General features: G+C 68.3%; 20 protein-coding genes. 9 read left to right on the plus strand and 11 right to left on the minus strand.

Annotated elements, in window-relative coordinates:
* The first annotated feature begins 4 nt into the window (after positions 1–4).
* The 8 genes from rnpA (at position 5) to BJ965_RS19010 (ending at position 6781) form a co-directional block, all read left to right on the plus strand.
* Positions 5–376 carry a ribonuclease P protein component gene (rnpA, locus tag BJ965_RS18975; protein WP_184909750.1) on the plus strand — a complete coding sequence of 124 codons (372 nt, stop codon included), beginning with the start codon at positions 5–7 and terminating at the stop codon, positions 374–376.
* Entirely contained in the window at positions 373–747 is a 375-nt protein-coding gene (gene yidD, locus BJ965_RS18980) for a membrane protein insertion efficiency factor YidD (RefSeq protein ID WP_030847047.1), read from the plus strand. Before rnpA ends, yidD begins: the two co-directional genes overlap by 4 nt.
* A 3-nt stretch (positions 748–750) precedes the next feature.
* The gene (gene yidC, locus BJ965_RS18985; protein WP_184909751.1) at positions 751–2031 is read left to right on the plus strand and encodes a membrane protein insertase YidC; all 1281 of its coding nucleotides are present in this window, start codon (positions 751–753) and stop codon (positions 2029–2031) included.
* A 15-nt stretch (positions 2032–2046) separates the two neighbouring features.
* Positions 2047–2559, plus strand: a complete 513-nt coding sequence (locus BJ965_RS18990; protein WP_030847053.1) for a Jag family protein — start codon at positions 2047–2049, stop codon at positions 2557–2559.
* 124 nt (positions 2560–2683) lie between these two features.
* On the plus strand, positions 2684–3400 hold the full coding sequence (rsmG, locus tag BJ965_RS18995; protein WP_184909752.1) for a 16S rRNA (guanine(527)-N(7))-methyltransferase RsmG: 717 nt from the start codon (positions 2684–2686) through the stop codon (positions 3398–3400).
* A gap of 265 nt (positions 3401–3665) precedes the next feature.
* Positions 3666–4742 carry a ParA family protein gene (locus BJ965_RS19000; RefSeq protein WP_184917313.1) on the plus strand — a complete coding sequence of 359 codons (1077 nt, stop codon included), beginning with the start codon at positions 3666–3668 and terminating at the stop codon, positions 4740–4742.
* The gene (locus BJ965_RS19005) at positions 4739–5839 is read left to right on the plus strand and encodes a ParB/RepB/Spo0J family partition protein (protein WP_184909753.1); all 1101 of its coding nucleotides are present in this window, start codon (positions 4739–4741) and stop codon (positions 5837–5839) included. The genes BJ965_RS19000 and BJ965_RS19005 overlap by 4 nt, the downstream gene beginning before the upstream one ends.
* Before the next feature lie 324 nt (positions 5840–6163).
* Complete coding sequence (locus BJ965_RS19010; protein ID WP_184909754.1) at positions 6164–6781, plus strand: GNAT family N-acetyltransferase; 618 nt, start codon at positions 6164–6166, stop codon at positions 6779–6781.
* A gap of 89 nt (positions 6782–6870) precedes the next feature.
* Here BJ965_RS19010 and trxA read toward each other — a convergent pair whose 3' ends face one another.
* From trxA to BJ965_RS19045, 7 genes are all read right to left on the minus strand, one after another.
* A complete protein-coding gene (gene trxA / locus BJ965_RS39425) occupies positions 6871–7203 on the minus strand; it encodes a thioredoxin (RefSeq protein WP_030847066.1) in 333 nt (110 codons plus the stop codon).
* 46 nt (positions 7204–7249) lie between these two features.
* Positions 7250–8218: a thioredoxin-disulfide reductase gene (trxB, locus tag BJ965_RS39430; protein ID WP_184909755.1), complete on the minus strand. Its 969-nt coding sequence runs from the start codon at positions 8216–8218 to the stop codon at positions 7250–7252.
* A 165-nt stretch (positions 8219–8383) separates the two neighbouring features.
* Positions 8384–9307 (minus strand): anti-sigma factor family protein, encoded by a 924-nt coding sequence (locus BJ965_RS19025; protein ID WP_184909756.1) that lies wholly within the window; start codon positions 9305–9307, stop codon positions 8384–8386.
* Positions 9304–10029, minus strand: a complete 726-nt coding sequence (sigM, locus tag BJ965_RS19030; RefSeq protein ID WP_184909757.1) for an RNA polymerase sigma factor SigM — start codon at positions 10027–10029, stop codon at positions 9304–9306. Before sigM ends, BJ965_RS19025 begins: the two co-directional genes overlap by 4 nt.
* A gap of 27 nt (positions 10030–10056) precedes the next feature.
* Entirely contained in the window at positions 10057–11748 is a 1692-nt protein-coding gene (locus BJ965_RS19035; RefSeq protein ID WP_184909758.1) for a protein kinase family protein, read from the minus strand.
* Between the two features lie 141 nt (positions 11749–11889).
* Positions 11890–14181, minus strand: a complete 2292-nt coding sequence (murJ, locus tag BJ965_RS19040; RefSeq protein ID WP_184909759.1) for a murein biosynthesis integral membrane protein MurJ — start codon at positions 14179–14181, stop codon at positions 11890–11892.
* A 43-nt stretch (positions 14182–14224) separates the two neighbouring features.
* The gene (locus BJ965_RS19045; protein ID WP_184909760.1) at positions 14225–16624 is read right to left on the minus strand and encodes a DUF6049 family protein; all 2400 of its coding nucleotides are present in this window, start codon (positions 16622–16624) and stop codon (positions 14225–14227) included.
* 267 nt (positions 16625–16891) lie between these two features.
* Here BJ965_RS19045 and BJ965_RS19050 point away from each other — a divergent pair, with 267 nt between their 5' ends.
* Positions 16892–18337, plus strand: coding sequence for a CCA tRNA nucleotidyltransferase (locus BJ965_RS19050; RefSeq protein WP_184909761.1), 1446 nt, complete (start codon positions 16892–16894; stop codon positions 18335–18337).
* A gap of 119 nt (positions 18338–18456) precedes the next feature.
* Here BJ965_RS19050 and BJ965_RS19055 read toward each other — a convergent pair whose 3' ends face one another.
* The 4 genes from BJ965_RS19055 to BJ965_RS19070 all read right to left on the minus strand — a co-directional run bounded on the left by BJ965_RS19055 (position 18457) and on the right by BJ965_RS19070 (position 22255).
* Positions 18457–18969 carry an LppU/SCO3897 family protein gene (locus tag BJ965_RS19055; protein ID WP_184909762.1) on the minus strand — a complete coding sequence of 171 codons (513 nt, stop codon included), beginning with the start codon at positions 18967–18969 and terminating at the stop codon, positions 18457–18459.
* Positions 18970–19092: 123 nt separating this feature from the next.
* A complete protein-coding gene (locus BJ965_RS19060; protein WP_184909763.1) occupies positions 19093–20355 on the minus strand; it encodes an MFS transporter in 1263 nt (420 codons plus the stop codon).
* Positions 20356–20444: 89 nt separating this feature from the next.
* The gene (locus BJ965_RS19065) at positions 20445–21527 is read right to left on the minus strand and encodes an inositol-3-phosphate synthase (protein ID WP_184909764.1); all 1083 of its coding nucleotides are present in this window, start codon (positions 21525–21527) and stop codon (positions 20445–20447) included.
* A gap of 44 nt (positions 21528–21571) precedes the next feature.
* Positions 21572–22255, minus strand: coding sequence for a PadR family transcriptional regulator (locus BJ965_RS19070; RefSeq protein ID WP_184909765.1), 684 nt, complete (start codon positions 22253–22255; stop codon positions 21572–21574).
* Positions 22256–22540: the final 285 nt, after the last annotated feature.

The raw sequence follows: 22540 nt of genomic DNA on the forward strand, positions 1-22540 counted from the left end.
CGTCGTGCTGCCTACCGAGCATCGGCTGAGGCGGCGCGAGGACTTCGCGACCGCGGTACGACGAGGACGCCGGGCCGGACGCCCACTCCTCGTCGTCCACCTACGTAGCGGTTCCACGGACCCGCACGCGCCTGGGGAGAGCGCTCCCCCGACGCGTGCGGGTTTCGTCGTGAGCAAAGCAGTGGGTGGCGCGGTCGTGCGGAACAAAGTGAAGCGCAGGCTTCGCCACCTGATGCGCGAGCGAGTCGCCCAGCTGCCCCCCGGTAGCCTGGTAGTCGTACGAGCGCTGCCCGGAGCGGGCGACGCCGACCATGCACAGCTGGCCCGAGACCTGGATGCCGCTCTCCAGCGGTTGCTGGGAGGGGGCGCGCGATGAAGTACCCGCTGCTGGCTCTGATCAAGCTCTACCAGTGGACGATCAGTCCGCTGCTCGGGCCGGTCTGCAAGTACTACCCGTCGTGCTCCCACTACGGCTTCACGGCCATCGACCGGCATGGTGCCATCAAGGGAACGGCACTCACGGCCTGGCGCATCCTGCGATGCAATCCGTGGTCGCTGGGCGGTGTGGACCATGTCCCGCCGCGCAAGCGCCCGCGGTGGCACGAAATGCTGCGTAACGCGTGGCGTGCACGCAAGGGCGGGCCCTCCGCCGCCGGACCGGTCACCGGGGGACAGACTTCTCCCACAAGTCCGTCCAGTCCTTCGGGCCCGGCCGCAGAGACACCGTCCCATGCCCAAGGAGCATGATTAGTGGACACGATTGCCAGCCTCTTCAGCTTTATCACCACACCCGTCTCCTGGGTCATCGTCCAGTTCCACTCGGTGTACGGCGCCATCTTCGGCCCCGACACCGGCTGGGCCTGGGGCCTGTCGATCGTGTCCCTGGTGATCCTGATCCGTATCTGCCTCATTCCGCTCTTCGTGAAGCAGATCAAGTCGACTCGGGCCATGCAGACGCTGCAGCCCGAGATGAAGAAGATCCAAGAGCGCTACAAGAACGACAAGCAGCGTCAGTCCGAAGAGATGATGAAGCTGTACAAGGAGACGGGCACCAACCCGCTCTCCTCGTGCCTTCCCATCCTGGCGCAGTCCCCGTTCTTCTTCGCCCTCTACCACGTGCTCAACAGCATCGCGACGGGCGACACCATCGGTGTCATCAACCAGAGCCTGCTGCAGAGCGCGCAGAAGGCGCACATCGTCGGCGCTCCGCTGGCCGCAAAGTTCACCGACAGCGCGTCGAAGGTGGAAGCACTCGGTGCCTCCCTCACCGACGTCCGTGTGGTCACCGCCATCATGATCGTCCTGATGTCGGCGTCGCAGTTCTTCACCCAGCGCCAGCTGATGACGAAGAACGTCGACACCACGGTGAAGACCCCGTTCATGCAGCAGCAGAAGATGCTGATGTACGTCTTCCCGGTCATGTTCGCCGTCTTCGGCATCAACTTCCCGGTCGGTGTCCTCGTCTACTGGCTGACCACCAACGTGTGGACCATGGGCCAGCAGATGTACGTGATCCACAACAACCCGACCCCGGGTTCCAAGGCCCAGGCCTCGTACCTCGACCGCCTGACCAAGCACGTTGCCCAGCACAACAAGGTCAGCAAGCGCCGCGACCGGGCCATCGTCAAGGCGATCGTCGCCAAGGGCCGCGACCGTAACGAGTTCGAGCGCAAGTTCATCAACGGCCTGAGCAAGGCCGGCCTCGCCGCCCAGGCCGACGGCACCGTGATCAAGAGCGACACGGCCACGGCCCAGGCCGAGGACGGTACGCCGACCACCACCGGCGGTACCCCGAAGCGTCAGCAGCCCAAGCGGCAGAGCAAGTCGCAGCGGCAGCACGGCGGCGCCAAGGCGGCCGGTGAGACCGACGAGCCGAAGACGTCGCTGACCAAGTCCGACGAGCCCGAGGACGCCAAGCCCTCCGCCGCTGCCAAGAAGAGCGGCGCGAAGCCCGCCGGCGGTACCCGCAGTAAGGCCCAGTCCGGACAGCGCAAGGGCCCGCAGCGGCCCAAGTCCCCGTCCAAGAAGTAAGAAGGAGTCCATCCCGTGACGGAAGGCACCACCTCTGCCGCTGCCGAGGGTGCAGACACCCTGACTCGCCTGGAGCAGGAAGGCGAGATCGCGGCGGACTACCTGGAGGGTCTGCTCGACATCGCCGACCTCGACGGCGATATCGACATGGACGTCGAGGCCGACCGCGCCTCCGTCTCGATCATCAGCGACTCGGGTGGCCGTGATCTGCAGAAGCTGGTCGGCCGGGACGGCGAGGTACTGGAGGCGCTCCAGGAGCTCACCCGTCTGGCCGTGCATCGGGAGACCGGCGATCGCAGCCGGCTGATGCTCGACATCGCGGGGTACCGGGCACAGAAGCGCACCGAGCTGTCCGAGCTGGGCGCCAAGGCCGCCGCGGAGGCCAAGAGCAGCGGTGAGGCCGTGAAGCTGAAGCCGATGTCGCCCTTCGAGCGCAAGGTCGTGCACGACGCGGTCAAGGCCGCGGGTCTGCGCAGCGAGTCCGAGGGCGAGGAGCCGCAGCGCTTCGTCGTCGTGCTGCCTGCCTGATCGGCCCTAGGTTCCCCGGCCCCGTCTGTTGCGCAGGCGGGGCCGAACTTTGTCAGCCTGATAGTTCTGGTGGTTCTGGTGTCGGCGCCGAGTGCGCTGACGCGGTACGGAAGGACGGTCCCCCGTGACGGAGGCAGCGGAGCTTCCCCCCGCGCCCGAGCAGGCGCGCGAGGTGTTCGGTGATCGCTTCGCGGATGCGGTGCGGTACGCCGAGCTGCTCGCTGAGGCCGGTGTGCAGCGCGGCCTCATCGGCCCGCGTGAGGTGCCGCGCCTGTGGGAGCGGCACCTGCTGAACTGTGCGGTGCTCTCGGAGGTCGTGCCCGAGGGTGTGACGGTGTGCGATGTCGGCTCGGGCGCCGGTCTCCCGGGTATTCCCCTGGCGCTGGTCCGCACCGACCTGAAGATCACGCTCCTGGAGCCGCTGCTGCGGCGCACCAACTTCCTCACCGAGGTCGTGGAGCTGCTCGGCCTCGACCATGTGACCGTGGTACGCGGCCGGGCCGAGGAGGTCATGGGGAAGATCCAGCCCGTCCACGTGGTGACGGCCCGCGCTGTCGCCCCGCTCGACCGGCTCGCCACCTGGGGCATTCCGCTGCTGCGGCCGTACGGGGAGATGCTCGCGCTCAAAGGCGACACCGCCGAGGAGGAGCTGAAGAGCGCGTCGGTGGCGCTGAGCAAGCTGGGTGCGGCGGAGACGTCCATCCTGCATGTGGGTGAGGGCGTGGTGGACCCGTTGTCCACCGTCGTGCGGGTGGAGGTCGGGGAGAGCCCTGGCGGTGTGCGCTTCGCTGCGAAGCGTGCCAAGGCGGCTCGCACGGGTCGGACGCGTCGTCGGCGCTGATCCGTCCTGAGGACGAGACGTACTCCACACAAGCTGCCAAACCGATGCATGCCGGAGTGTCGCGACAGTCCGGCCACGGCTGCTGTGCATCGTGTTTCACGTGAAACGTCGCTCACTGCTGCACGGCATCATCAGTCGTGGCCGCGCCGCGGCCGAACCCCGCGACCGAAAGCCTCTTGGTTCACTCGATGAGGGACCTGAGGTATCCACAGAGGTGGATTTCTCCACAGAACGCCAGGCCTCACTGGTTCACGACCCCGAAGACATGGGAGGCTCTGTTCATTGCGAGCCTGAAGTCGAGGAGAGTGAATCCTTGCGGTCCGACGCCAACATCGCGGGACCGATGACCGATCCGGTCCCCGGTCCCCGTACCGAGTCGATGGGGGCGGATGTTTCACGTGAAACACCGCCTCCGATGGACGACACTCCCATCGGTCGTGCTGCCCAACTGGCGGTGGAGGCTCTGGGCCGTGCCGGCGAGGGCTTGCCACGGCCCGAGCAGACCCGAATTATCGTGGTCGCCAACCAGAAGGGTGGTGTGGGCAAGACGACGACGACCGTCAACCTTGCCGCATCACTGGCGCTGCACGGTAGCCGGGTCCTGGTGGTCGACCTCGACCCACAGGGCAACGCGTCCACCGCACTGGGCATCGACCACCACGCCGAAGTACCTTCCATCTACGACGTGTTGGTCGAGAGCAGGCCTCTCTCCGAGGTCGTCCAGCCGGTTCCCGATGTCGAGGGCCTCTTCTGCGCTCCTGCCACGATCGATCTCGCCGGTGCGGAGATCGAGCTGGTGTCACTCGTGGCGCGGGAGAGCAGGCTGCAGCGCGCGATTCAGGCGTACGAGCAGCCGCTGGACTACATCCTCATCGACTGCCCGCCCTCACTCGGTCTCCTGACGGTCAATGCGCTCGTGGCGGGCCAGGAAGTCCTGATCCCCATCCAGTGCGAGTATTACGCGCTGGAAGGCCTCGGACAGCTGCTGCGCAACGTCGACCTGGTGCGGGGGCACCTCAACCCCGCCCTGCATGTGTCGACCATCCTGCTCACCATGTACGACGGCCGAACGCGCCTCGCGTCCCAGGTCGCCGAAGAGGTGCGCACCCACTTCGGCGACGAGGTGCTGCGAACGAGCATCCCCCGCTCCGTCCGTATCTCGGAGGCCCCGAGCTATGGGCAGACGGTTTTGACCTACGATCCAGGATCGAGTGGTGCCCTCTCCTACCTTGAGGCGGCACGCGAGATCGCGCTGAAGGGCGTCGGCATCAGCTATGACGCCACGCACGCCCATATCGGCGCACAGCAGAACGACCCGAGCATGGTGGAGGGTATCCAGTGAGCGAGCGACGGAGGGGGCTGGGCCGTGGTCTCGGCGCACTGATCCCTGCCGCACCGACGGAGAAGTCGGTGGCGCAGGCTGCGGCGGGGAACGCCGCGTCCACGTCCCCGGCGGCAGTGCCTCTGCTGCCGAACGATCGTGGGGTGGCCGCAGCGAAGGTAGCGACGCTGCCGACTGTTTCACGTGAAACAGAAGAGCCGACGCAGCCGAGTGCTCCTGCCCTGCCTGCGGCTCCCATCGGCGCGCACTTCGCCGAGATCCCGCTCGACTCCATCACACCGAACCCACGTCAGCCGCGTGAGGTCTTCGATGAAGACGCGCTGTCCGAGCTCATCACCTCCATCAAGGAAGTAGGGCTCCTCCAGCCGGTCGTCGTACGGCAGGTGGGTGTCGACCGCTACGAGCTCATCATGGGTGAGCGCCGCTGGCGAGCCTGCCGCGAGGCCGGGCTGGAGGCGATCCCGGCGATCGTGCGGGCCACCGAGGACGAGAAGCTCCTCCTGGACGCACTGCTGGAGAACCTGCACCGCGCCCAGCTGAACCCGCTGGAAGAGGCTGCCGCCTACGACCAGCTGCTGAGGGACTTCAACTGCACGCACGACCAGCTGGCGGACCGCATCGGCCGATCCCGCCCGCAGGTTTCCAACACGCTGCGACTTCTGAAGCTCTCGCCGGCTGTGCAGCGCCGGGTGGCCGCCGGGGTGCTCTCGGCCGGTCACGCGCGGGCACTGCTCTCCGTCGAGGACTCGGAGGAGCAGGACCGGCTGGCTCACCGCATCGTGGCCGAGGGGCTCTCGGTGCGAGCCGTCGAGGAGATCGTGACCCTGATGGGGTCGCGGCCTCAGAAGGCTCAGAAGCCCAAGGGTCCGCGGGCCGGCGCCCGGGTCTCTCCGGCACTGTCCGACCTCGCCACACGGCTCTCGGACCGTTTCGAAACTCGGGTGAAGGTCGACCTGGGGCAGAAGAAGGGCAAGATCACCGTCGAGTTCGCCTCGATGGAGGATCTTGAGCGGATCCTCGGATCACTCGCTCCTGGCGAGGGACCGGTCCTGCAGAAGAGTCTCTCGGAGGGTGACTCCGAGGAGAGCGACTCCTGAGTCTCCAGCAGGGAGCCTCTGCTGTGCAGGGAGACAGAGCGGGCCGTGTCCGGTGTGTGCCGGAACGTGGCTCGCTCTTTCCTTTCTGGCGGTATCGATGGAATCGCATCGTGGATACGATGCGTCAGGTATGGCGCGACCACTCGGCAGCACCTCTGAGAGGGAGGCAGGGGCCATGCGAACCATGAGCCGCACCGGACTGGTGAGCGCCGGTTTGGGACTGGGAGCGGTCGGTGGATTCATCGGCAGTCTCCTCAGGGAACGGAGCGCTCTGACAGCCGCCCGCGACGCGGTGGCGGGCGAAGGAAGCGAGGAACAGCCTTCATGGGCCGCCGGCTCGTACCGCTCACGCTGGACAACCTCCAGGACCTTCCCAAGCGTTGTCGCTCGTGTGTCTTCTGGGAGCTCGACCCAGTCAGCGGTGAGGCCGCGGTAAACGAGGGCACGTCCGCTCCGGAGAAGGAAGCCTGGATCTCAGCGGTTCTGCTGGACTGGGGATCCTGCGGGCGGGTCGTGTACGTCGACGATGTGCCGGTGGGCTACGTGCTGTACGCCCCACCTGCCTACGTCCCCCGCTCCACGGCGTTTCCCACGAGTCCTGTGTCGCCTGACGCGGTGCAGCTGATGACTGCGTTCATCGTGCCCGGCTACCAGGGGCAGGGACTGGGCAGAGTGATGGTTCAGACGGTCGCCAAGGATCTGCTGCGACGTGGCTTCAAGGCGATCGAGGCCTTCGGAGACGCGCGCTGGAAAGAACCTGCCTGTGTGCTGCCCGCCGATCATCTTCTGGCGGTGGGCTTCAAGACGGTCCGCCAGCATCCCACCCATCCGCGGCTGAGGCTGGAGCTGAGGTCGACGCTCTCCTGGAAGGAAGACGTCGAGATGGCCTTGGACCGGCTCCTGGGAGCCGTGCAGAAGGAGCCGGCGCTGCGACCGCTGTAGAGCAGACAAACGAATGGGCCAACCCTTCCGGGTTGGCCCATTCGTGTTTCACGTGAAACACGCACTGTCGGAGCGACAGTTCAGCCGATTCACTCGGCGATGAACTCCTCGAGGTCGCGAACGATCGCGGCCTTCGGCTTCGCGCCCACGATGGTCTTGGCGACCTCGCCGCCCTGGTAGACGTTCAGGGTCGGGATGGACATGACGCCGTACTTGGCGGCCGTACCCGGGTTCTCGTCGATGTTCAGCTTGACGATCTCGATCTTGTCGCCGTACTCGGAGGCGATCGCCTCGAGGGACGGCGCGATCTGGCGGCACGGACCGCACCAGGCGGCCCAGAAGTCCACCAGAACAGGCTTGTCGCTCTTGAGGACGTCCTGCTCGAAGGAGTCGTCGGTCACATTCTTCAGGGTGCCGGCCACGGCGGGCTCCTTAACTGGTTGGTGCGTGGGGCGGGTAGGGGGGAGGTCAGACGGCCGTCTTCTCGGGCTCGGGCTGCTCCTCGTCCGCCAGGGCGGCGAGGTAGCGCTCGGCGTCGAGAGCCGCGGAGCAGCCGGTCCCGGCCGCGGTGATCGCCTGACGGTAGGTGTGGTCGACCACGTCGCCGGCAGCGAAGACACCGGTCAGGTTCGTGCGCGTCGACGGCGCGCTCACCTTCAGGTAGCCCTCTTCGTCCAGGTCGAGTTGGCCCTTGAAGAGCTCGGTGCGCGGGTCGTGGCCGATGGCGATGAAGAGTCCGGTCACCGGCAGGTCCGAGATCTCACCGGTCTTGAGATTGCGCAGCTTCAGACCGGAGAGCTTCGGGTCGCCCTGGATCTCGGCGACCTCGCTGTCCCACACGAAGGAGATCTTCGGGTCGGCGAAGGCGCGCTCCTGCATGGCCTTGGAGGCGCGCAGAGTGTCGCGGCGGTGGACGATGGTCACCGACTTGGCGAACCGCGAGAGGAAGGTGGCCTCCTCCATCGCGGTGTCGCCACCACCGATCACGGCGATGTCCTGGTCCTTGAAGAAGAACCCGTCACAGGTGGCGCACCAGGACACACCGCGGCCCGACAGGGCGTCCTCGTTCGGCAGTCCGAGCTTGCGGTGCTGCGAGCCGGTGGCGACGATGACGGCCTTCGCCCGGTGCACGGTGCCGGCCGTGTCCGTGACGGTCTTGATCTCACCGCTCAGGTCGACGGTCACGATGTCGTCCGGGACGAGCTCGGCTCCGAAGCGCTCCGACTGGGCGCGCATGTTGTCCATGAGCTCGGGGCCCATGATGCCGTCCTGGAAGCCCGGGAAGTTCTCGACCTCGGTGGTGTTCATGAGCGCACCGCCCGCGGTGACGGCGCCCTCGAACACCAGTGGCTTCAGCGACGCGCGCGCGGTGTAGAGCGCCGCCGTGTAGCCGGCAGGCCCGGAGCCGATGATGATCACGTTACGGACGTCGCTCACGGCTTGTTTCCTCGTCTCTGGACTGCGTCGGTCGAGCGGTGGGAGTTCTCTATGACCTCTCACCCCACCCAACGGATCCTAAGGGGCGCGCATTCCCGCTGTGTCCGGGCACACGGAGAGGCAACGCCCTGCGGTGAGCCCGCAGGGCGAGTACGAAGCGTTGGCTCAGGCAGCCGGGTAGCTGCGCCTGAGGAGCACCTTGCCGGCGGCGGTGGACGCCTCATGATCCACGCAGGCCGCGTCGACGATGTAGGCGGTGACCCGAGTGGCGTCGGCGGCGTCGGGAAGCAGCACGAGCATGGCCTTCTTCCCTTGATAGGTGCCGTTCTCGGTGGCCAGGGCCGCATCGTCGCGTCCGATGCCGTCGCGGACGCAGCCGGGCACGACGACCTCTCTGAGGACCTTCGGCTGGTTGGTGCCGGGCGCTGTCGCCGCTCCGAAGGGAGTGCGGGAGCCGCCGCCCTTGGTCTTGTTCTCGGCCAGGAGACCGGTGACCTGTTCCTGCAGCTTTCCCTCGGAGAAGGTGTCCGCGGCCGTGGTCTGCCGCTCGCCCGCCGTGTCATGGGGCGGCTTGTTGTCGCCGAGCGACGACAGCAGGACGGTTCCGAGACCCAAGGCGGCCACGGTGAAGACGGTCCCCAGGACGGCGATCCTGCGGCGTCCGATGCGCGTGCCGCTCTTGCGGCCCGGGCCGGTGGTGGAGGACCGGGGACGGCCCGCAGGTCGGTCGGGGGACGTCGATGTTTCACGTGAAACATGCGCGCCGTCGGCGTCCTCGGAAACGGAACCAGGAGCACTCACCGGCTCCGGGCTCTCCACGGCCTCCGGTCCCCCGGCGTTCAGCAGGGCCTCGGCGGCGAGAGCGGCATCGATGCGGCCCGCGACATCGGCGGGCATGCGGGGCGGACCCGGCAGCGTGCCGAGCAGCCCGCGGATCTCCTCCAGGGAGGCGTAGACATCCGCACAGAGCTCGCAGTCGTCCAGGTGCCGGCGCAGCTCGGTGGTCCGGGCCGGTGGGAGGAGCCCCTCGGCGAGGTCGGAGATCTCCGCGACGTCCGGGTGCCCGGCCATGTCTGTCGTCGACGTCACGCTCGTCCACCTCCGCCCTTCACCGCAGCTGAGTCGCTCGGTCCTGTGTCCGGGGGTTCCGCTCGGCGCGGTCCCGCTGCGGGTGGGACGGTCGGCCCCTGCGTCCGGTTCCGTTCTCCGCCCGGGTTCTTGCCCTCACCGCCGTTGTCAGGCCTCAGGTGGGTGAGCAGCGGCAGGAGTCTGGCTCTTCCGCGCGCACATCTGCTCTTCACCGTGCCGGTCGGCACGTCGAGAATGCGAGCCGCCTCCGCGACCGGGTAGCCCTGCATGTCCACCAGGACGAGCGCGGCGCGCTGGTCGGCCGGCAGGGTCCCCAGGGCTTCGATGAGCTGCCGGTGGAGATCGTTGCGCTCGGCGGGGGCCGAAGCCGACTCGTGCGGCTCCAGCAGCTGCTCCAGGCGCTCGGTGTCGTCGACGGGAGAGGTCTTCCGGGAGGCCGCCTTGCGGGCACGGTCCAGGCAGGCGTTCACCGTGATCCTGTGCAGCCACGTTGTGACGGCCGACTGGCCCCGGAAGGTGTGGGCGGCCCGGTAGGCGGACACGAGGGCGTCCTGCACGGCGTCTGCGGCCTCCTCGCGGTCACCGAGCGTCCGCAGGGCGACGGCCCAGAGCCGGTCGCGATGCCGCCGCACGATCTCACCGAACGCGTCGGGGTCGCCTTCGACGTGCCGGGCGAGCAGATCCTGATCGCTCACTCCGTCATATCCGGTGCCGTCTGCCATCGGCCTCCTTCCTCGAGGCAGATGCCGTCAGCTGGTCACCTTGACGTCCACGACCCGGCCCCGGTAGTTGCCGTCGTCCGTCAGCGGCAGCTTGGTCAGCCACAACAGGAGGTACCGGCTCTTGAGGGACTCGTCGGGCTTGAGGGCCACGGTGGTACCGGACCCCTGGGCGACCTTGGTGTAGCCGTCGAGCGATTGGGGCTGTGTCGCCACGCCACTGGCAGCACGCAGTTCCACGGAGGTCTCCCCCTTGAGGGAGACCGTGACCTTCCCGACGTCCTGAACCTTGCCGAGGTCGAGGATGACGCCGACACCGGACTTCAGCCGGCCGAAGTCGGCGCTGGTGTAGAAGCTCGTCTCCCAGTAGGTGCCGGGGGCGTTGTCGTAGAGGCGGTCTATCTCATCAGGATTCTCGGAACCGTCATTGCCCAGCGGATCGAAATCCTGGGCGCCCTTGATGGCGATCGGCTTGCTGATCGGCTTCTTCGGGCTCTTGTCGTTCCCGTCGTTCGTCTGCGTCTGGCCCGGGTCCTCGTTCTTGCCGCCCTGGTCCATCAGCGCGTCCGCCAGCTGCCAGCTGCCGAGGCCCAGCGCGGCGATCAGGAGCGCGGAGACGGCCCACTTGAGGGCCTTGCCGGTGCGGCTCTGGAGCGGGGGCGGCGGAGTCGGGACAGGCTGGGTGGCACCGGGACGCGGGGTCTGACGTCCGTACGTGCCCTGCTGGTACGTCGTGCGCTGGTACTCGGGCGGGGCGGTGAACGCCGGCTCCGGCGGACGGATGCGGGGCATCTCGCCGATCGCCTTCACCAGCTCCTCCGGAGTGGTGCACGGCGACTCGTGCCGGGACGCCGTGGCGCCGTCGTTGACGAGTGCGCGCATGGAGAGCTCGGACAGACCGCGGTGTACCCCGGCCCGCACCTGGTCGGGCGCGATCAGGCCGATGTCCTTGGGCAGGCCTGACAGGCCGTAGGCGTCGCTCTCGTACGGCCAGCGCTGGGTGAGCGCCGCGTACAGCAGGGCGCCGATCGCTTCGGTGTCCGTGCGCTGCGGGGTGTCGGACGAGACGCCGCGCAGGGCGGCGTTGACGGCGAGGCCACGGATGCGCCACTGGCCGGTCGAGGCGCGCAGCACGGCGTTGGGGTTGAGCCGCAGATGGGCGAGACCCTCACGATGTGCGGCGGCCATGGCGGAGGAGACCTGACTGACCATCTGGTAGGCGTCGTAGGGCTCCAGGGGCCCGGAGGCGAGGAGCGTGGTCAGTTCCGTCGCGTCGGGAAGCCATTCGTGCACGACGTAGACGACGTCGTTCTCCTCCACCGCGTCCAGCACCTGGACGAAGCGGGGGTCACCCAGGAGGGCGGACGATCGGGCGGCCGCCAGGACGGAGCGGGCCCGCGAGTGTTCGGCGGGCAGGATGTGCACCCCGACGGCACGGCGGAGCTTCTCGTCCACGGCACGCCAGCTGCTGAAACCGTCCAGACGGGTGACGCACTCCTCGAGGCGGTAGCGTCTGGCGAGCTTGTGACCACTGTGCAGTTCGGGCGGCGAGGTCGTTCCGGCACCTTCGGGCCTGGTGCTCTCCTGTACCTCGTCGCTGTCCGTGTCCCGCTCCCGGTTCTTGGCCACCCCGTCGGCCGTGGACTGGTCCGCCTGTGCGGTCAGCGACGTCTCGTCGCTGTTGTCTGCCACGTCGACGGCAGCCGTACTCCGTTCCGCCACCGTCGTTCCTGCCTCCCCATCCATTACGCGCCGTGCCGGCGTCCAATGCGTGCCGTCCGACGCCGAAACCAATTGTGCCCACAGTCCGCCGCTATGCACGACACGCGGTGGCTGACGATGGTTGTGCGCCTACCCCCCGACTCAGCGTCCCAGGCGTCCGCGGACCATGCCGACCAGCGAGTTGAGTTCCTCGATGCGCATGCGGCGGGCGGCGACGAAGAAGATCCCGAGCAGCACGGCGCCGCCGGCCAGGACCGCGGCCAACGAGCCGGCGGGGCCCTGGCCGAGCGAGTGGCCGATGCCGTAGCAGGCCGCACCGCTGAGCAGGGCGGCCGGGACCGACGCGATGCACAGCCGGGCGTAAGTCCGCAGGACGCGGGCGCCGTCGAGATCCCCGCCGAGCCGCTTGCGCAACCGGCGCCAGGCGACGCCGACGCCGATCGCGTAGGCCAAGCCGTACGAGGCGGCCATGCCGACCACGGCCCAGCGGGACGGGATGACGAAGAAGCAGATCGCCGAGGCGCCCGCGTTGACCGCGGCCACGATGACCGTGTTGTAGAAGGGAGTTCGCGTGTCCTCGTAGGCGTAGAAGGCACGCAGGACCACGTACTGCACGGAGTACGGGATCAGGCCGAGACCGAACGCCATCAGCATGAAGCCCATGTTGGTGGCCTCGCTGGTGCCCGAGGAGCCGAACATCAGGGTGCACATCGGGATGCCGAGGGAGAGGAACCCGAACGCGATCGGGACGATCGCGACCGCCGTGTTGCGCAGGCCCTGGGAGATGTCGTCGCGGACGGCGCCCCCGTCGCCCTCGGCCGCCGAGCGCGACAGGCGCGGCAGCAGGGCGGCCATGAGGGAGACGGTGATGATGGCCTGCGGCAGCCCCCAGATCAGCTGCGCGTTGGCGTAGGCGGCGAAGCCGGTGCCGTCGACCGGCGAGGCCTTGCCCGCCGCGGTGGACAGCTGGATGACGATCATGGCGCCGGCCTGGTTGGCGAGGACGAACAGGACCGTCCACTTGGCCAGCGTGACGGCCTTGCCGAGCCCCTGGCCTTTCCAGTCGAAGCGCAGCCGCAGCCGGAAGCCGGTCTCGCGCAGGTAGGGGATCATCGCGAGCGCCTGGACCACGAGACCGAGCAGGACGCCGATGCCGAGCAGGCGCTGGCCCTCCGGCGGGATGTTCGCGGCCTTCATCCCGGAGTCGGCAGCGGTGCCGTAGACGTAGATGAACATGCCCAGCGTCACGATGATGACGATGTTGTTCAGGACCGGGGTCCACATCATCGCGCCGAACTTGCCGCGGGCGTTGAGGATCTGGCCCATCACCACATGGATGCCCATGAAGAAGATGGTGGGGAGGAAGTACTGGGCGAAGGTGACGGCGACCTGGTTCGCCGCCGGGTCGCTGGCCACCGGGTCGGACAGCACGCGGATCAGGAGCGGCGCGCCGAGGACCGAGAGCGCGGTGAGTGCGCCGAGCGTGACGATGACCAGGGTGAGCAGACGGTTGGCGTACGCCTCGCCGCCGTCGTCGTCCTCCTTCATGGCACGCACGAGCTGTGGCACGAAGACGGAGTTGAGACCACCGCCGACGGTGAGGATGTAGATCATCGTCGGCAGCTGGTAGGCGACTTGGAAGGTGTCACCGAGGAGGCCGACGCCCAGCGCCGACACGATCAGTGCGGAGCGGATGAAGCCGGTGAGGCGGGAGACCATCGTGCCCGCCGCCATCACGGCGCTGGACTTCATCAGGCCCGCGGCACGGCCGCCCTTCTTCGGGGCCGAGGCGGGAGCGGGCTCGGGGTCCGGTGTCTCGTCCACGCGCGGTACCGCCGCGGTCCGGCCGGGCTCCGCGTACTGACCCTGCGGTGCGTACGGGCCCTGCGCCATCTGCCCCGGGGCCGGGGACGGGCCGGGGACCGACGGCGAGTCGTAGGACGGGTGACCGCTGCTCTGCTGCTGGTCCCGGAAGAGATGTGCGAACGCGTCCGGCTCCTGGCGCGGCTCGCCCGCCTGGGAGACGAGGTCGTCCACGCCGACGTACTGGGTGGTGCGGGGGTCGTCGCCGTACGGCAGATGCCGCGTCGGGCCCTCCGGCTCCGGCGCGGGCGTCTGCGCCCACACCTGGGGGTCGGGCGCGTACGGCGACTGCGGCGGCTGGCCGTACATCGGCTGCTGCGGCTGGTACGTGCCGGGATCGGGCGGCGGATGCGCGGCGCGGTCGTAGAGCGCCTCGCCGACCGGGTCCTGTGCGGAGAGGTCCTGTGCCCGGTAGGGGTCCTGGCCGTAGGCGTCCTGGAGGTAGATGTCCGCGGGCGGCTGCGGCGGCACCTGGCCGTGCTCGGGCGGTGAACCCTCGGGTCCACCCGCGTCGGGGTAGCCCGAGTTGCCCGCGGCACGGCCGCGGTCACCGTCGTACGGCGCGTTCATGGTTACCCCACCTCATCGTCCCGGGCCCACCGGCCACGACTTCTCAACGGTCCACTCTCTCACCCGTGCCGGACGGGTCGGCGCTTTCCGCTGCGGTGTCCGGGGCCGGGTCACTCGGCTGCTCGGGGGCGTCCGCCCGTGAGCCGGCCGCGGACTCCTCCGTGAGACGTGCGTCGGAGGACTCCGGGTTCTGCGGAGTGTCGGCCTGGTTCTGCGGGCCGTCGCTCTCGTCCGCCTCGGCGGAGCCGTCCTCGGCCTCACGGGCGGCGGCGCGCTTGCGGTGGGTGTACATCCGGAAGCCCGCGAGGACCAGGAGCAGTACGCCACCACCGATGACCAGCATCACCGTGGGCGTGACCTCGGTGACCTTCACGTCGAAGGTGACCGGGGCGCCGTACTTCTGCCCGTCCTCCGTGTACAGCTGGGCGACGACCTCCGCCCGGCCGTTGGCGTTGGCCGACGTGGTGAACTTCACTGACTGGGCGTGGCCGCCGTTGACGGCGACGCGCTGCTCCTCGTAGGCGTCCCCGCCGATCTTCAGTCGCGTGGGGTTCTTCGACGTGAGCCGCAGCTCCAGGTGCTCGACACCCTGGACCAGGTTGTTCTGGACGGTCACGGGGATCATGGCGCTGCGGCCGGAGAGCTTGGTCTCCGACTTCTGGATCAGCTTGACCCCGTCGATGAGCCCGTTGAGGTACGACTCGATGCCATCGCGGTATCCCACGGCCGCGACGCCCCTGCCGCGCCACGACGTGGACATCTCGCGGTTCATGGCCCGCCCGAACGGGGTCACCACCCGGGACTGGCGGGTGAGGATCACCTTGAACTTGTCGAGCTTGCCCTGGGTCCTGGCGATCTGCTCGAAAGCGGCCCGCGGCAGCTCCTTCTTTCGCAACGCGGAAGGGTACGCGGAGGCCGACGGCACCCTTGTGTTGGCCGACGGGTCCGGCTTGGCCTTGGCGGCGGCCGTGAGGTCCTGCGACTCGGACCAGCCCCCGTCCTGGAGGGCTCCCAGAGCTTCGGCCATGGCCTGTGCCTGGCTCACGGACGGCATGCGCTGCGGGGCGACGACGACGCTGCGCTGCTTGCCGGTCTGCAGGCCGAGCGTGAGGCTCTGGGCCAGGAAGCGCTGCACGGCGAGCGTGGAGGCTGAGGCCCTGGTCAGGTCGCCCTGGAAAGCCGTCGACATCCGGGCGTCCGCGACGACGGCCGTGGTCCCGCCGCCGATGGGCCGGGCCGCGGAGGGCGTGTACGACAGGTTGTCCTGGAGGCTGTCGCTGCGGGTGATCACCTTGTCGGCGCCCGCGGATGTGGCGACCTTCACGATCGACGGGTCGACGGCGCCGTCCATCGGCCAGACGAAGTCCGTGGACGGTTTCACATGAAGGATCGTGTCCACCGTCTCGTCGGCGACGTCGGTGGCCTCCTTGAGGTGGCCCAGGGATCCGGTGACGTTCGTGCCGGTGTGGGCGAGGGAGGCCAGGTCCGGGTCGCCGAAGGGCAGGGCGGCGACCTCTTCGCCGGTGACCGCCTGCTGGAGCTCGGCCAGCCAGTGCTTGGCGACCTCCTGGTTCCTGCCGGGGGTGGTACTGCCGTCCGCGCCGCGGACCTGGTAGCTCCGCGTCATCGCGTCGACGGACGCCAGCAGGTCCGGGTCGACGACCCATGTGACGTCGAGGCCCTTGCCCAGCGACACCATCTGGTCGAGGCGGCCGCCCGGGGCGATCTCCTTGGCCAGCTCGTCGTCACGGAAGACCGGCGTCTGCTGCTCGTTCGACCCCGTCTCGGCCGCCATGTGGGCGCTGGAGACGAGCGGCCACAGGAAGGTGGTCTTCGTCTTGGTGTCGGGTTCCTCCGGCTGCCACGGAAGGAATGTGCGCTGGACGCCGAGAACCTGGTCCCAGGGCTGCGCCGAGGTCTCCCCGGAGAGCGAGACCGCCAGCTGGTAGACGCCGTCACGGCCGAGATCCAGTTTGTCGGCCGGCACGGAGATGCTGAAGGGCTCCGCGACGCCGGGGGTGAGCGCGGAGTACTTCTCGGTGTACTTGCCCCCGACCTTCTCGCCGGAGGGTCCCTGGAGGTCGGCGCTCTTCTTGGCGAGGGTGTCGATCGACGAGCGGGTCTCGAGAGGGGGCCCCACCTGGAGGTCCACGTGAGCGCCGGTGACCGTCTGCTTGCCGTTGTTGGTCACCGTGCCCGACACAGTGATCGTGTCCCCGTCGGAGGGGGCGCTGGGGGTGAGCGAGTCGACCGCGACCGATACCGAGCCCTTGGCGGCGGCAGCCTGCAGGGACTCCTGCCCTGCCGCGTCCGCCGGCGTCGCGGCGGGCAGCTGGAGGAGTCCGGCCAGCAGCGGCGCGCCGGTGAGCAGTGCCCCGGTGCGCCGCAGCCAGCGGCGGGCAGGTGAGGCACTGGTCCCCTGGAAGTCTGCCGCCTCGGCCACGCGCTCGTCCGTCCCTCGTCGTCGTCAGTGGTCGTCGGAATGTGCGTCCACGCATGGTAACGATGTGCGCTGAGGGGAAGTGCCGCGGTCCGCTTCACAAGATCACCGCCGCGACTCCATGTTGCCCGGTATATGACTCTATGGGCGGGAGCGGTTCCATACGGCCCGGGAGTAGCGCTTGTGCGCCTATGACGGACGTGTCCCGAGGCATCTGCGTGCGGAATAGGAGGAGCTCGCGGTGGCCCGGGCCACGTACCCTCTTCTGTTGTGCCGAACGCCAACGAAGAAACGTCCAGTGCCCTGAGCCAGGTGCAGCACCGCGCGGTGAGTGAACTGTTGCGGGTCGCTCCTGTCGCCGACGACCTCGCCCGCCGCTTCCAGGAGGCCGGGTTCTCACTTGCCCTCGTCGGCGGTTCGGTACGGGACGCGCTGCTGGGCCGGCTCGGCAACGACCTGGACTTCACGACCGACGCCCGCCCCGAGGACGTCCTCAAGATCGTGCGGCCGTGGGCGGACGCCGTCTGGGAGGTCGGCATCGCCTTCGGCACGGTCGGTGCCCACAAGGGCGGCTACCAGATCGAGGTGACCACCTACCGCTCCGAGGCCTACGACCGCACTTCGCGCAAGCCCGAGGTGTCGTACGGGGACTCCATCGAGGAGGATCTCGTCCGCCGTGACTTCACGGTGAACGCGATGGCGGTGGCCCTGCCGGAGAAGGAGTTCGTCGACCCGCACGGAGGGCTCGAGGATCTCGCGGCGCGTGTGCTGCGTACTCCCGGCACTCCGGAGGAGTCTTTCTCGGACGACCCCCTGCGGATGATGAGAGCCGCGCGTTTCGCCGCTCAGCTCGGTTTCGAGGTCGCCCCCGAGGTCGTCACGGCGATGACGGAGATGGCCGGGCGTATCGAGATCGTCTCGGCGGAGCGGGTGCGGGACGAGCTGAACAAGCTGATCCTCTCCCAGCAGCCGCGCACAGGTCTGACGCTGCTCGTCGAGACGGGCCTCGCCGAACGTGTGGTGCCCGAGCTGCCGGCCCTTCGGCTGGAGCGTGATGAACACCACCGCCACAAGGACGTCTACGACCACTCACTGATCGTCCTGGAACAGGCGATGGCGCTGGAGGAGGACGGTCCCGACCTCACCCTCCGCCTGGCCGCCCTCCTGCACGACATCGGCAAGCCGCGCACGCGCCGGTTCGAGAAGGACGGCCGGGTCTCGTTCCACCATCACGAGGTGGTCGGAGCGAAGATGACCAAGAAGCGCATGACGGCTCTGAAGTACTCGAACGAACTGGTGAAGGACGTCTCACGTCTGGTCGAACTCCACCTGCGCTTCCATGGCTACGGCACCGGTGAGTGGACGGACTCGGCGGTCCGCCGCTACGTCCGTGATGCCGGTCCGCTCCTGAACCGCCTCCACAAGCTGACCCGCTCGGACTGCACGACACGCAACAAGCGCAAGGCCGCGGCTCTGTCGCGTGCCTACGACGGGCTGGAAGAGCGGATCGCCAAGCTGCAGGAGCAGGAGGAGCTGGACTCGATCCGTCCGGACCTCGACGGCAACCAGATCATGGAAATCCTCGGCGTGGGTCCCGGCCCGGCCATCGGCCGCGCCTACCAGTACCTGCTGGAGATGCGCCTGGAGAACGGGCCGATGGAGCATGACGCTGCAGTGGCCGCGCTCAAGGAGTGGTGGGCCGGACAGGAGAGCTGAGGCTGTGAAACGGGGTCATGTTTCACGTGAAACATGACCCCCAATGCGGCCGAACAGCCTGCCGAAGACAGACCGAGGGGCGGTGTTTCACGTGAAACACCGCCCCTCGTCACATCTGCCTACTTCTTGTAGTCCTTCAGGCAGAGCAGGAAGTCCTTGCCGTCACCGCTTTCGGTGTACGTGTACTGGAAGTCCTTGGCCTCGGCCTCGCACTTGCTGGAGGCCAGCGTCTGCGTGAGGTACGAGCCCTCGATCTTGGCCAGCACCTTGTACTGGGCCTTCGCGTCGCTGCACTCGACGACCTCGAGGTCCGGGTTGTTGTCGCTGGTGCTGCCGCGGTGCATGCAGTCGCCGACGGCCGCCGTGTTGGCGTCGTCCCGGCTGGTCACGTAGCCGACGATGGCTATGGCCGCCACAGCGATGACGATGACGATGTTCTTGATCGTCTTAAAGCTGAGCTTGCGACCGGACGGCTGCGGGGGGACCGGAGCGTACGGAGCGGCGCCCTGGGGCGGGAAGCCGGGCTGTCCGGGCTGCTGGGGGTAGCCGCCCTGGGGCGGGACCGGAGCCTGGGGAGCAGCTGCGGGCTGGCCCTGCGCGAATGGATTGCCCTGGGGCGGCGGAGTAGTCACTTGGGGGTCCCCCTTGAACATGGTGAGTGACGCGAACATGTCGCGAGATAAGACCCACGTAAGGTAGCGGTCCCCACTGACAACGCAGTAGTCAGAAGTGGCTCTGTGTCATTGATGTGACACTTACTGGCGGCCAAAGCGGGCCATAGCTACAGCTACTGTCGCGTAGATAACGGCGATCGTGATCACCAGCGGCGCGGACCGACCGTCCGGCGGCAGCATCAGGGCGGCCACAGCGGCGGCGCCGACGAAGGAAACATTGAAGAGGACGTCGTAAACCGAGAAGATCCGGCCACGGAAGCCGTCCTCGACGGAAGACTGGACGATGGTGTCCGTGGCGATCTTCGCGCCCTGGGTGGTCAGCCCCAGGACGAAGGCCGCGGCGAGCAGCGGGGCGGCGGCGAACGGCAGTCCGAGTGCGGGTTCCAGCAACGCCGCGGCCCCCGCGCACACGACGATCCAGCGGCCCGGCCCGAGCCGCCCCGCGGTCCAGGGGGTCACCACGGCCGCGGCGAAGAACCCTGCGCCCGAGACGCCCAACGCCAGCCCCAGTAGCGCGAGTCCGTCGTCCGCGGTCGAGGTGAGCGCGTACCGGCACAGCATCAGCAGCATGACCAGCAGAGCGCCGTAGCAGAACCGCATCAGCGACATCGCCATGAGCGCCCAGGCGGCCTCCCGGCGCTGCGGCGCGGCCAGATGACGCACGCCCGCCGCCAGGTCGCGGGCGGTGCCCGTGAGAGCCGTTCCGATCTCCTCGCGTGGCAAGGGCCTGTCAGGGCCGAGGAGTTCCCGCGCCATGCTCAGCGATGCGAGCGCGGCGCACAGGTACAGCCCGGCTGCCACGAGCACCACCGCGGCGTCCGAGTCCGCTACTGCCAGGCGCACGGCGAAGGCGAGTCCGCCGCCCGCGGTCGCGGCCAGCGTTCCGGCGGTCGGGGAGAGGGAGTTGGCGATGACCAGGCGGTCGGCGTCCACCACACGCGGCAGCGCGGCGGAGAGGCCCGACAGGACGAAGCGGTTGACGGCGGTGACGCACAGGGCCGAGATATAGAAGAGCCAGTCCGGAGCCGGACTGAGGATCAGCAGGGCCGTCACCAGGGCCAGCAGGGCGCGCAACAGGCTGCCGAACAGCAGGACCTGACGGCGCCTCCAACGGTCCAGCAGGACACCGGCGAAGGGGCCGACGAGGGAGTACGGGAGCAGTAGCACCGCCATCGCGGACGCGACACCGGCCGCCGTGGTCTCCTTCTCCGGCGAGAAGACCACGTAGGCGGCGAGCGCGACCTGGTAGACGCCGTCGGCACCCTGAGACAGCAGGCGTACGGCGAGCAGGCGCCGGAAGCCCTGGAAGCGCAACAGGACGCGCAGGTCACGGACGACGGCCATGGGGCACAGCCTCACATACGGGGAGGGTCCCCGGGTCGTACGACCCGGGGACCCTCACAGCCCTGGCAGGAGCGACTGGTTGCGGCGCGTCAGCGCTCGACCTCACCCTTGATGAACTTCTCGACGTTCTCGCGGGCCTCGTCGTCGAAGTACTGCACGGGCGGGGACTTCATGAAGTAGCTCGACGCGGAGAGGATCGGACCGCCGATGCCGCGGTCCTTGGCGATCTTCGCGGCGCGCAGGGCGTCGATGATGACGCCGGCTGAGTTCGGGGAGTCCCAGACCTCGAGCTTGTACTCCAGGTTCAGCGGGACGTCACCGAAGGCGCGGCCCTCGAGGCGGACGTAGGCCCACTTGCGGTCGTCCAGCCAGGCGACGTAGTCGGACGGGCCGATGTGGACGTTGCCCTCGCCCAGTTCGCGGTCGCGGATCTGGGAGGTGACGGCCTGCGTCTTGGAGATCTTCTTCGACTCGAGGCGGTCGCGCTCGAGCATGTTCTTGAAGTCCATGTTGCCGCCGACGTTCAGCTGCATCGTGCGGTCCAGGACGACGCCCCGGTCCTCGAACAGCTTCGCCATCACCCGGTGCGTGATGGTGGCGCCCACCTGCGACTTGATGTCGTCGCCGACGATCGGGACGCCCGCCTCGGTGAACTTGTCCGCCCACTCCTTGGTGCCGGCGATGAAGACCGGAAGGGCGTTGACGAAGGCGACCTTGGCGTCGATGGCGCACTGCGCGTAGTACTTCGCCGCGTCCTCGGAGCCGACCGGCAGGTAGCAGACGAGGACGTCGACCTGCTTGTCCCTGAGGACCTGGACGATGTCGGCCGGCTCCTCGGCGGACTCCTCGATGGTCTCGCGGTAGTACTTGCCGAGGCCGTCGAGGGTGTGGCCGCGCTGCACCGTGACACCCGTGCTGGGGACGTCGCAGATCTTGACGGTGTTGTTCTCGGAGGCACCGATCGCGTCCGCGAGGTCGAGACCGACCTTCTTGGCGTCCACGTCGAACGCGGCGACGAACTCGATGTCACTGACGTGGTAGTCGCCGAACTGGACGTGCATCAGGCCCGGCACCCTGGACGCCGCGTCGGCGTCCTTGTAGTACTCGACTCCCTGCACCAGCGATGCGGCGCAGTTGCCCACACCGACGATGGCTACGCGAACCGAACCCATGGCGGTTGCTCCCTGTGTGTACGAGTGAGGCCCTGAGTGGGCTCTCACGTGGCGGTGTCGTCGGGCGCATCCGGCCGGGGGTCGTCCCCAGGCCGGGGCAGGGCGCCCGACGCTCCAGATGTGGTGTCGCGCGATGCGGGCTCTCCGGAGGCCGGACCCTTGAGGTCCCGCCCCGCCCGCTCGCTCTCGATGAGCTCGTTCAGCCAGCGCACCTCGCGCTCCACGGACTCCATCCCGTGGCGCTGGAGCTCGAGCGTGTAGTCGTCGAGGCGCTCCCGGGTCCGGGCCAGGGACGCGCTCATCTTCTCCAGCCGCTCCTCCAGCCGGCTGCGGCGGCCCTCCAGCACGCGCATGCGGACATCGCGTGAGGTCTGTCCGAAGAAGGCGAAACGGGCTGCGAAGGTTTCGTCTTCGTACGCGTCCGGCCCGGTCTGCGAGAGCAGCTGCTCGAAGTGCTCCTTACCCTCCGCCGTCAACCGGTAGACGATCTTGGCGCGGCGCCCCGTGAGGGGGGCGGCGAGGGCTTCCTCGGGGGTGCTCCCTGGTTCCTCGATCAACCAGCCGTTGGCGACCAGCGTCTTGAGGCAGGGGTAGAGCGTCCCGTAGCTGAACGCACGGAAGACGCCCAGTGATGTGTTGAGCCGTTTGCGCAGCTCATAGCCGTGCATCGGAGACTCGCGGAGCAGGCCGAGTACGGCGAACTCGAGGATCCCGGAACGCCGGCTCATCGTCGCCTCCTCTCGCCGCGGTGCGCATGTATCAGACCGATGTGTCGAGCTGATGTATCGACTCGATACATCACGACGATAGAACGGCCCTCCTGATGCGACAAGAGGGGGTCGGGTGAACGGGATCACATCACCGATTCATCCGACGCGAGTTGCCTGATTTGAGGTGAACTTCGGGGCTCGGCAGGTTTTGGCGGTGCGTAGTCTGTGCGCCATGCACATCACCGGGAACCGAGTGACGCCTGTGAGCGTCGTCGTCTTCGGTGTAGTACGGGTGCATGCGGG

This window comes from Streptomyces luteogriseus, from assembly GCF_014205055.1.
In the GTDB taxonomy this organism is placed as follows: Bacteria; Actinomycetota; Actinomycetes; order Streptomycetales; family Streptomycetaceae; genus Streptomyces; species Streptomyces luteogriseus.